The sequence below is a fragment of the Pararhodobacter sp. genome (assembly GCF_034676075.1).
Lineage (GTDB): Bacteria > Pseudomonadota > Alphaproteobacteria > Rhodobacterales > Rhodobacteraceae > Pararhodobacter.
This window is the reverse complement of sequence record NZ_JAUCCQ010000146.1, coordinates 1-10,008: the sequence shown is the minus strand read 5'-3', so window position 1 is coordinate 10,008 and position 10,008 is coordinate 1. Positions and strand designations below refer to the sequence as shown.

Here is a 10,008-nt window from a genome sequence, read left to right as displayed (position 1 = left end):
TCCGCCGAAGCGCTGAGCGAGATCAACTTCGCCCTCACCTCGGAAGAGCGGCTGACGCTGAACCAGGACCTCTATTTCGAGGTTCGGGGCCTCGGTCCGCTGGAGCCCCTGCTCAAGGACGACACGGTCAACGACATTCTGGTGAACGGCCCGAACCGGGTGTTCGTCGAACGCGCGGGCAAGCTGACGCTGACCGATGTCACCTTCAAGGACGAACGCCACCTGCTGCGGATCATCGACAAGATCGTCTCGGCCGTGGGGCGCCGGGTCGACGAATCAAACCCCTATGTCGACGCCCGTCTGGCCGATGGCTCGCGCTTCAACGCCATGGTGCCGCCGGTGGCGGTCGATGGCTCGCTGGTCTCGATCCGGAAGTTCAAGAAGGAAAAGCTGGGCATCAGCGATCTGGTGGGCTTCGGCGCCTTCTCGGATGAGATGGCGATGTATCTGGAGGCCGCGGTCGCCACCCGGCTCAATGTCATCGTCTCGGGCGGGACCGGCTCGGGCAAGACGACGACGCTGAACGCGCTGTCCTCGTTCATCGACAATTCCGAACGCATCCTGACCATCGAGGATACGGCCGAACTGCAGCTGCAACAGGTCCATGTCGGCCGGATGGAAAGCCGCCCCCCGAACGTCGAGGGCAAGGGCGCCGTCACCCAGCGCGACTGTTTGCGGAACGCGCTGCGGATGCGCCCCGACCGCATCATCGTCGGCGAGACCCGCGGCGAGGAAGTGATCGACATGCTGCAGGCCATGAACACCGGCCACGACGGTTCGATGACCACGATCCACGCCAACTCGGCCCGCGACGCGATCAGCCGGTTGGAGAACATGGTCGCCATGGCCGGGATCGAGATGCCGCTGAAGGCCGTGCGCAGCCAGATCGCAAGCGCCGTCAACCTGATCGTTCAGGCCTCGCGGCTGCAGGACGGCTCGCGGCGCATGGTCTCGATCACCGAGGTCACCGGCATGGAGGGTGAGATCATCACCATGCAGGAAGTGTTCCGCTTCGAGCGCACCGGGCTGGAGCCGAACGGCAAGATCCTGGGCCATTTCACCGGCTCGGGCATCCGCTCGCATTATTCCGACCGGTTCAAGCGCTGGGGCTACGACCTGCCCGCCAGCCTCTACGACGCTGTCTGAAACGAGTCATCCATCATGAGTATCTCGCCCACCGTCATCATCTACATCGCCATTTTCGCCGGCATCCTCCTGCTGGTCGAGGCGATCTACCTGCTGGCCTTCGGCCGCTCGATCCGCCTGGGCGCCCGGATGAACCGCCGGATGGAGATGCTGGACGCCAACGCCAACCGCAACGAAGTGATCGAGCGGCTGCGCAAGGAGGCGACGCAGCATTCGAAATCCACGGCGATCCCCTTCTATTCGCTGCTGGCGGAGAAGGCCGAGAAGGGCAAGATCGCCTTTTCCCCGTCGATGCTGATGCTGATCATGCTGCTGCTGGCCGTGGTGGTCTTTCTGGCCATGACGGTGCTGACCGCGGCGCCGCTGGCGGTGCGCGCGGGCGTCAGCGCGGCGATGGGGGTGGGTGCGGTCTGGTTCTGGGTCTCGGGCAAGGCCAAGAAGCGGCTGACCCTGATCGAGGAACAATTGCCCGACGCCATCGACCTGATCGTCCGCGGCCTCAGGGTCGGCCATCCCTTCGTACAGGCCCTGGCCGCCGCCGCGCGGGAGATCCCCGATCCCCTGGGCTCGGAACTGGGCCTCATCGCCGACGAGGCATCCTATGGTCGCGACATGGGCGAGGCGCTCTTGTCCTTCGCCGAACGGATGGACATGCAGGATCTGCGCTTCCTGGCCGTCGCGGTGACCATTCAGGCGCAATCGGGCGGCAACCTGGCCGAAATCCTGGACGGCCTGTCCAAGGTGGTGCGCGCCCGCTTCAAGCTCTTCCGCCGGGTCCGCGCCATCACCGCCGAGGCGAAATGGTCGGGGATGTTCCTGTCGGCCTTTCCCATCGTGGCGATGCTGATGATCTCGGTCGTGAAGCCCGATTACTACGATGATGTGAAGGAAACCGCCCTCTTCATCCCGACCGCGCTGGTGGTGGTGACGTTCCTGATCGTGAACGTCCTCTACATGCGCAAGATGGTCAACATTCAGGTCTGAGGGGACAACGCCATGAATTCCGATATGTTGGCCAGCCTCACCTCGCTGCCGGTGCTGATCGCGCTGTCGGTCGCGGGCGGTGTCACGCTGGTGCTGCTCATGCTGATGGGGCGCGGCAACGAGAAGCCCGATCCGCTGGCCCGGCTCAGGGAACAGGCCCGCCGCGGCCCGGGCGAGGACCGCACGCGCCTGTCGCGCCGCGCCACCTCGGACGACACGGCGCTGGAAAAGAAGCTGGAGAAATTCAAGAGCTTCCTCGAGCCCACCGATCAGACGCAGATGGGCGACGCCAAGCTGAAGATGATCCAGGCCGGCTATCACGGCAAGAATGCGGTGCGCGACTTCCATGCCGCCAAGTTGATCCTGGCGATGGGCGGGCTGCTGATCGGCCTGGCCTATGTGCTGGTGGTGCAGCCGGGGGGCGAAGGATCCTCGGTCCTCGCCACCGCCATGCCGGTGCTGGCGCCGACGCTGCTGGGCTATTATTTCCCGATCTACTGGGTCAACAAGCGCCATGCCGAGCGTCAGTCGCAGATCACCCGCGGCTTCCCCGACGCGCTGGACATGCTGCTGATCTGCACCGAGGCCGGGCAGTCGATGGACCAGTCGATCAACCGCGTCGCCAAGGAACTGAAGCCGGGCTACCCCGCCCTGGCCGAGGAATTCGAGACGGTCTCGCACCAGACCAAGGCCGGGATGGACCGTCTGGAGGTCCTGCGCGAGATGGGCGTGCGCTGCGGCAACAACGACATCAAATCCTTCGTCACCGTGCTGGTGCAATCGGCGACCTACGGCACCTCGGTGGCCGAAGCGCTCAGGGTCTATGCCGGGGAAATGCGTGACAAGCGCGTGATGCTGGCCGAAGAGAAGGCGAACGTCTTGCCGACCAAGCTGACACTGGGCACAATGCTGTTCACCGTGCCGCCGCTTCTGATCATCCTGATCGGGCCGTCGGTCTACAGGGTGATCGAAATGCTCAGCACGGCCGACTTCAATCTATGATCCGACAGATCGGCGTGGCGGCGCTTCTCGCGCTGTCCGCCTGCACCCAGAGCGGCGAGTTCTCGCCCGACGGTCTGCCCGGCCGCGCTGTCAGCGCGGCCGAAGACGTTGACGGGCTGGTCGTCGGCCACCGGCTGATGGAGGCCGGCGAATACGAGCTGGCGATGCGGGCCTATTACCGCTCGATGGCCGAGCAGGGACCGACCGTCGACGCGCTCAGTGCGCTGGGCTCGGCCAATCTGCGGCTGGGACGGCTGGGCCAGGCCGAGCAGATGTTGCGCCGCGCCATCGACTTCGAACCCGATTTCGTGCCCGCCATCAACAACCTCGGCGTCGTCATGGTCGAGCGCGAGGATTGGGGTCAGGCCGCGCATCTGTTCCGCACCGCCTTTGCCCTCGATTCCGGCCGCTCCGAAGAAATCCGCGAGAACCTGCGGCTTGCTCTCGCAAATCTCGAGAATTCCGGCTATACTGGCGAAAACAACGATAATTTCGCTCTGGTGCGGCGCGGGAACGGACGCTTCCTTCTCCTCGCAACGCCCTGAAAGCGACGAGCAGTGTAGAAGGACAGATCATGCGCAAGGTGTGGATGGCACCATTGTGCCTGGCAGGTTTGGCCCTGCTGGGTGGCTGCGGTGAATCGATGCGGGCCCAGACGGCCCGGGCCATCGACAGCGTCCAGTCGATCGACCAGGAGAACATGGCCGAGATGATGCTGGCCGTGTCCGACCCCGCCGAGGCGATCCAGTATTTCACCGCCCAGTCGCAGGCCCATCCCGACCGCATCATCTTTCGCCGCGGCCTCGCCCGGTCGCTGATGCGCGCCGGCCAGGCCGAGCAATCCATCCCCGTCTGGCAAACCGTCATCGCCCATCCCGAGGCGACGATGGACGACCGCGTCGACATGGCCGAGGCCTATATCCGCGCCAACAACTGGGCCCAGGCCGAGGCGACGCTCAACGCCATCCCGCCGACGCACGAGACCTTCAACCGCTACCGGCTGGAAGCGATGGTCGCCGACAGCCGCCAGCAATGGGCCCGCGCCGACAGTTTCTATGAAATCGCCGTGGGCCTGACGCCGACGCCGGCCAGCACGCTGAACAACTGGGGCTATTCCAAGCTGACGCGCGGCGATTCGCGCGGCGCCGAACGGCTGTTCCTGGAGGCGCTGCAACACGACCGCACGCTGTTCACGGCCAAGAACAACCTCGTCCTGGCCCGCGCCGCACGGCGCGAATACGAATTGCCGCTGATCGAGATGACCCAGGGCGAACGCGCCGAACTGCTTTACACCATGGCGCTGGCGGCGATCCGTCAGGGCGATGTCTCGATCGGACGCAACCTGCTGCAGGACGCCGTCGCCACCCATCCCCAGCATTTCGAGGCCGCCGCCAACGCCCTCGCCGCACTTGGCTAGGCCCGCAGCATGCTGACGCAATCCGCCTCGGCCGCGGTGTGGCTTCTGATTTTCGCCACACCCGTCTGCCTCTATGTCGCCTGGAGCGACCTCAAGGCCATGCGCATCCCCAACCTGGCGGTGCTGGCGCTTCTGGCGATCTATGCCGTGGTCGGCCTCCTGACCCTGCCGCTTGGCGAATGGGGCTGGTCCTGGCTGCATCTGCTGGTGGTGCTGGTCATCGGCTTCGTGCTCAGCCTGACCGGCAGCTTCGGCCCGGGTGACGCGAAATTCGCCGCCGCCATGGCGCCCTTCGTGGCCCTGGGGGACCTCAGGCTGTTCCTGGTCCTGCTCTGCGCCGTATCCATCGCCGCGCTGGTCGTGCACCGGGCGATGCGCGCCATCCCCGCCATCCGCCGTGCCACGCCCGACTGGGCCAGCTGGCAACGCCGGGAATTCCCCTTCGGCATCGCGCTGGCGCCCGCGTTAATCTTTTATCTGGCTTTGGCGAGCATCTATGGAAGGTGACGCCCTTTCTGAGGTCTGCGCATGAACGAGTTGTCCCCGGAAGCCCGCATCACCCCGCCGCCCCCTCCCACCACGCTGGAGGAGACGGGGCTGCCCGCGACGCTGATGCGGGACATCCTGCTCAAGACCATGTACCGCATGTCGCTGACGCTGGTCTCGGACATCTCGCGCATCGTCTGCCTGTCCTTCGCCCAGGTGCAGCAACTGATCGACGATTGCCGCGGCGAGCAACTGCTCGAGGCGATGGGCACGCTGCAGGCCAACGCCCGCTCGACCGAAATGGGCTTCCAGCTGACCGACGCCGGGCGCAAACGCGCGCAGCAGGCGCTGGCGATCTCGGAATATTACGGGGCCATGCCGGTGCCGCTGGAAATCTACGGCGAACAGGTGCGCCGCCAGTCGATCCGCAAGGTCAAGATCACCCGCGACCAGCTGGTCGCGGCGATGGGCGACCTGATCCTGCCCGAAAACCTGCTCTCGGACCTGGGCCCCGCGGTGACCTCGGGCCGCTCGATTCTGATGTATGGCCCGCCCGGCAACGGCAAAAGCTCGATCTCGAACGGGATCAGGGATGCGCTGGGTGACAACATCTATGTCCCGCATGCGGTGGTTCATTCGGGGCAGGTGATCGCCGTCTTCGACCCGATCGTGCACCGCAAGATCAAGACCCCCGCGCAAACCGGGACGTCGCTCAGGCTGCAATCGAACCGCTATGACCCGCGCTATGTGCTGTGCGAACGGCCAACGGTCATCACCGGCGGCGAGCTGAAGCTGGAAATGCTGGAGCTGAAGTACAATACCGTCGCCCGCACCTATCAGGCGCCTTTGCAGTTCAAGGCCATGGGCGGGGTGTTCATCGTCGACGACCTCGGCCGCCAGGAAGAGCCGCCGCAGGCGCTGGTCAACCGCTGGATCGTGCCCCTGGAGATGAACTACGACATTCTCACCCTGACGTCGGGCGAGAAATTCATCGTGCCCTTCGACACGCTGGTGATCTTCTCGACCAACTTCCACCCGAACACGATCTTCGACCAGGCGGCGCTCAGGCGGATCTTCTTCAAGATCAAGATCGACGGGCCGAACCAGGCCGATTTCCTGAAGATCTTCGCCCTCGTCGCCCGCAAGCGCCGGATCCCGCTGAACGAGGATGCGCTGATCCATCTGCTGCAGACGAAATACCCGACCATCGACAACGTCTATGCCAATTACCAGCCGGTGTTCCTGATCGACCAGATGATCGCCATCTGCGATTACGAGGGCAAACCCTATCACATGTCGCCGGAGCTGATCGACCGGGCCTGGTCCAACATGTTCGTCCGGGATGAGGACATCGTCCGCTAGGCCGTGACGTAACGAAACGCGCGCGCCCCCTTGGTGGCGACGGCGCTTCGCGGTTTCCTGCCCTGACAGGAGGACCGCCCATGAGTGATTTCGCCCCGATCGACGCCAAGGCCCGCGCCAGTTTCGCCCGGCAGACCATGATGCAGACCATGGGGGCCGAGCTGATCGAGACCGCGCCCGGCCGCTGCGTGATCCGCGCCGCCATCGCCCCGCATCTGCGCCAGCAGCACGGCGCCGCCCATGCCGGGCTGGCCTTCACCATCGGCGATTCGGCCGCCGGTTACGCCGCGCTGACGCTGATGCCCGAAGACAGCGACGTGATGACGGTCGAGATGAAGATCAACCTCCTGTCGCCCGCGGTGGGCGAGGCGCTTGAGGCCGTGGGCCAGGTGGTTCGCGCCGGGCGCCGGCTGAGTGTGGTCAGCGCCGAGGTCTTCGCCCTGACGGGTGAGACGCGCAAATCCATCGCGCTGCTGCAAGGGACGATGATTCCTGTCGCGCCCTCGTGACAATCCCTGCGCGATTCTTTATATAAGCCGCACGCTATATAACGAATCGCTCACATGATTGCCCTGCCCGCCACCTTTGCCGCCCTGTCGGACCCCACGCGCCTTGCCATCCTGAACCGGCTGGCGCAGGGCGAAGCCACGGTCAATGACCTCGCGGCGATGTTCCCGATCTCGCAGCCCGCCATCTCGCGGCACCTGAAGGTGCTGGACGAGGCCGGGCTGATCGAGCGCCGCATCGACGGTACCCGCCGCCCCTGCCGCCTGAACCCCGAAGCTCTGGCGCCGGTCAGGCGCTGGATCTCGGATCTCGAACGCGTGATGGAGGCGAACTATGCGCGCCTCGATGCGTTGCTTGCCCACCCAGAAAGGACGCCCGATGCCCCTGACACTTGACCGGACCTCGCCCACCACCGCCCGCGTGACCCGCTTCTTCGCCGCCCCGCCCGAGCGGGTCTTCGCCGCCCATACCGAGCCCGAGCTGGTGCGCCAATGGCTGACCGGCCCCGAGGGCTGGATCATGACCCGCTGCGAGATCGACCTGAAGCCCGGCGGCCATTTCCGCTATGATTGGCAAAGCATCGACGGCAGCGCCGGCTTCCACCTGCTGGCCGAGATCCTCGAGGTCGAGGCGCCGTCGCGGATCCTGCATGTCGAACGGATGTATCTGCCCGACGAGACCCCGCCCAACCGGGTCGAGACCCTGTTTCAGGCGCAGGACGGCGGCACGCTGATGGTGATGACCATGCAGGTGGAGACGGCCGAGACGATGGAGGCGATGCTCGCCACCGGCATGACCGACGGGATGGAGGCGAGCTACGCCAAGCTCGACGCCGGGTTCCTGGAAGGCTGATCGCGGCGGGTGTCTGGCAGGATGGGCACTATTGCCCATCCTACGGCTCCCTGCCTCAGGCCGTCAGCCCCTCGGGCTCGGCCAGGCCATTGGCCCGGCAGCAGGCGGTCAGCGTATTGGCCAGCAGGCAGGCGATGGTCATCGGCCCCACGCCGCCCGGCACCGGGGTGATCGCGCCCGCCACCTCGACGGCCGAGGCGAAATCGACGTCGCCCACCAGTCCCTTGCGCCCCTCGACCCGGTTGATGCCGACATCGATCACCGTCGCGCCAGGCTTCAGCCAGTCGCCGGTGACCATCTCGGGCCGTCCGACCGCCGCCACGACGATATCGGCGCGGCGCACCACCTCGGGCAGGTCCTTGGTCCGGCTGTGGGCGATGGTCACCGTGCAGCTGTCGCCCAGCAGGAGCTGCGCCATCGGCTTGCCGACAATGTTCGACCGCCCGATCACCACCGCATTCATCCCCGACAGGCTGCCGTGATGGTCCCTCAACAGCATCAGGCAGCCCAGCGGCGTGCAGGGCACCATGCTCTTCTGCCCGGTGCCCAGAAGCCCCACGTTCGAGATGTGGAACCCGTCCACATCCTTGGCCGGGTCGATGGCGTTGATCACCAGATCGCTGCTCATCTGCCCGGGCAGGGGCAGCTGCACCAGAATCCCGTGCACGCTCGGATCCTCGTTCAACTCCTTGACCACGGCCAGCAATTCCGCCTCGGTCGTCTCGGCTGGCAGCTTGCGCTCGAACGAGTTCATTCCGGCCTCGACCGTCTGCTTGCCCTTCGAGCGGACATAGGATTGCGAGGCCGGATCCTCGCCCACCAGCACCACGGCCAGACCCGGGGTGATGCCGTGCTCGGCCTTCAGCCGCGCCACATGCTCGGCCACCTGGCCCCGGACCCGGGCCGCAAAGGCCTTGCCGTCGATGATCGTTGCGCTCATCCGTCTCTTCCCTCCTTGCCGATCGCCTGCTCCTCGCGGGCGATCATCGTCTCGATCATGGTGCGCCACAGCGTCTCGGCCAGCGCCGGATCGACGCCCAGGGCCTCGGCCCGGACGCGCACCCCGTCCAGAACCGCCCGCACGCGCGAGGGGGCGGCGGCGGAAATGCCCTCCCGCGCCTTCAGAACCGGGGCACGGTCGACATAGCGCAGCCGCTCGGCGAGCAGCGCCATCAGCTCACCGTCCACCGCGTCGATGCAGGCGCGCAGATCCGCCATGCTCTCGACCGTTTCGGGCGCCGGGCGCGTCATCGCTCAGACCTCGGTATGGGCGTATTGGGCGCGGTAATGGGCCATCTGCATCCGCGTGGCCAGCACCGCGTTCTTCATCAGCGTGGCCACCGTCACCGGCCCGACCCCGCCCGGAACCGGGGTGATCCAGCCCGCCACCTCGGCACAGCTGGCGAAGTCGGCGTCACCCACCGTCTTGCCGTCGACCCGGTTGATCCCGATGTCGATCAGCGCCGCGCCGGGTTTCAGCATGTCGCCGGTGACCAGCCCCGCCTTGCCGACCGCGACGAAGACCGCATCCGCGGCCCGGCTGTGCATGGCGACCGAACGGGTCATGTGGTGGCAGACGGTGACCGTGGCGCCCAGCCCCATCAGCAGGAAGGCGATGGGTTTGCCGACGATCTCGGAATGGCCGATGACGGTGACGTCCAGCCCCTCCAGCTTCAGCGGCAGGGTTTTCAGGATCTCGACCGCGGCGACGGCGGTGCAGGGGCCGAGCGCCAGGTCGTTATAGACGATATTGCCGATCGAGGCGGGGTGCATCCCCTCCACATCCTTCAGCGGGTGGACGGCTTTCTGCAGCGTCTTCACCGGGATATGCGCAGGCAAGGGGCGCTGGATGATGATCCCGTTGACGCGCGGATCGGCGTTCAGCCCCTGCAGCACGCCGACCAGTTGCTCCATCGAGATCGTATCGGGATAATTCCGCGCCTCGAATTCGACGCCGGAAGCCTCGGCCGATTTCTGCTGGTTGCGGACATAGAGTTCGGCCGCGGCGGTATCGCCGACCGAGATCGACACGAGCCGCGGCTGCCAGCCCTGCGCGGCCAGATCCGCCGCCTCGACCCGGTTCTCGTCCCGCATCCGGGCGGCGATGGCCTTCCCGTCGATGATCGCAGCGCGCATCCGCTCACTCCTGCCGGTCGGCCCGGTCTTGCCATGGGGAAGGGCCGGCGGTCACCCGCCGGCCCCTGTGGGTTCAGAACAGGCCTTCGACGAAGCCCTGGTCGTTGATGCGGATG

General features: G+C 66.0%; 13 protein-coding genes. 10 read left to right on the top strand and 3 right to left on the bottom strand.

Annotated elements, in window-relative coordinates; genetic code table 11:
* The 10 genes from VDQ18_RS21285 to VDQ18_RS21240 all read left to right on the top strand — a co-directional run.
* The coding region (locus tag VDQ18_RS21285) for a CpaF family protein (protein ID WP_323022874.1) at window positions 1-1,146 on the top strand (1,146 nt) is incomplete at its 5' end.
* A 15-nt stretch (window positions 1,147-1,161) separates the two neighbouring features.
* A complete protein-coding gene (locus tag VDQ18_RS21280) occupies window positions 1,162-2,130 on the top strand; it encodes a type II secretion system F family protein (protein ID WP_323022873.1) in 969 nt (322 codons plus the stop codon).
* A 12-nt stretch (window positions 2,131-2,142) separates the two neighbouring features.
* Window positions 2,143-3,132, top strand: coding sequence for a type II secretion system F family protein (locus VDQ18_RS21275; protein ID WP_323022872.1), 990 nt, complete (start codon window positions 2,143-2,145; stop codon window positions 3,130-3,132).
* Complete coding sequence (locus VDQ18_RS21270) at window positions 3,129-3,677, top strand: tetratricopeptide repeat protein (RefSeq protein ID WP_323022871.1); 549 nt, start codon at window positions 3,129-3,131, stop codon at window positions 3,675-3,677. The genes VDQ18_RS21275 and VDQ18_RS21270 overlap by 4 nt, the downstream gene beginning before the upstream one ends.
* Before the next feature lie 29 nt (window positions 3,678-3,706).
* Entirely contained in the window at window positions 3,707-4,549 is an 843-nt protein-coding gene (locus VDQ18_RS21265; protein WP_323022870.1) for a hypothetical protein, read from the top strand.
* A gap of 9 nt (window positions 4,550-4,558) precedes the next feature.
* Entirely contained in the window at window positions 4,559-5,056 is a 498-nt protein-coding gene (locus tag VDQ18_RS21260; protein ID WP_107755033.1) for an A24 family peptidase, read from the top strand.
* A 21-nt stretch (window positions 5,057-5,077) separates the two neighbouring features.
* The gene (locus tag VDQ18_RS21255; RefSeq protein ID WP_323022869.1) at window positions 5,078-6,397 is read left to right on the top strand and encodes an ATPase; all 1,320 of its coding nucleotides are present in this window, start codon (window positions 5,078-5,080) and stop codon (window positions 6,395-6,397) included.
* An 80-nt stretch (window positions 6,398-6,477) separates the two neighbouring features.
* Window positions 6,478-6,906: a PaaI family thioesterase gene (locus tag VDQ18_RS21250; RefSeq protein ID WP_107755035.1), complete on the top strand. Its 429-nt coding sequence runs from the start codon at window positions 6,478-6,480 to the stop codon at window positions 6,904-6,906.
* A gap of 54 nt (window positions 6,907-6,960) precedes the next feature.
* Window positions 6,961-7,299 carry a metalloregulator ArsR/SmtB family transcription factor gene (locus VDQ18_RS21245; RefSeq protein WP_323022868.1) on the top strand — a complete coding sequence of 113 codons (339 nt, stop codon included), beginning with the start codon at window positions 6,961-6,963 and terminating at the stop codon, window positions 7,297-7,299.
* Window positions 7,283-7,756: an SRPBCC domain-containing protein gene (locus tag VDQ18_RS21240; protein ID WP_323022867.1), complete on the top strand. Its 474-nt coding sequence runs from the start codon at window positions 7,283-7,285 to the stop codon at window positions 7,754-7,756. The genes VDQ18_RS21245 and VDQ18_RS21240 overlap by 17 nt, the downstream gene beginning before the upstream one ends.
* A gap of 55 nt (window positions 7,757-7,811) precedes the next feature.
* On the opposite strand, the gene folD is transcribed toward VDQ18_RS21240, so the two are convergent.
* From folD to VDQ18_RS21225, 3 genes are read right to left on the bottom strand one after another with little or no spacing between them, the layout of a single operon-like run.
* Window positions 7,812-8,696: a bifunctional methylenetetrahydrofolate dehydrogenase/methenyltetrahydrofolate cyclohydrolase FolD gene (folD, locus tag VDQ18_RS21235; RefSeq protein WP_323022866.1), complete on the bottom strand. Its 885-nt coding sequence runs from the start codon at window positions 8,694-8,696 to the stop codon at window positions 7,812-7,814.
* Window positions 8,693-9,007, bottom strand: a complete 315-nt coding sequence (locus VDQ18_RS21230) for a chorismate mutase (RefSeq protein WP_323022865.1) — start codon at window positions 9,005-9,007, stop codon at window positions 8,693-8,695. Before VDQ18_RS21230 ends, folD begins: the two co-directional genes overlap by 4 nt.
* Window positions 9,008-9,010: 3 nt before the next feature.
* The gene (locus VDQ18_RS21225) at window positions 9,011-9,892 is read right to left on the bottom strand and encodes a bifunctional 5,10-methylenetetrahydrofolate dehydrogenase/5,10-methenyltetrahydrofolate cyclohydrolase (protein WP_107755230.1); all 882 of its coding nucleotides are present in this window, start codon (window positions 9,890-9,892) and stop codon (window positions 9,011-9,013) included.
* Window positions 9,893-10,008: the final 116 nt, after the last annotated feature.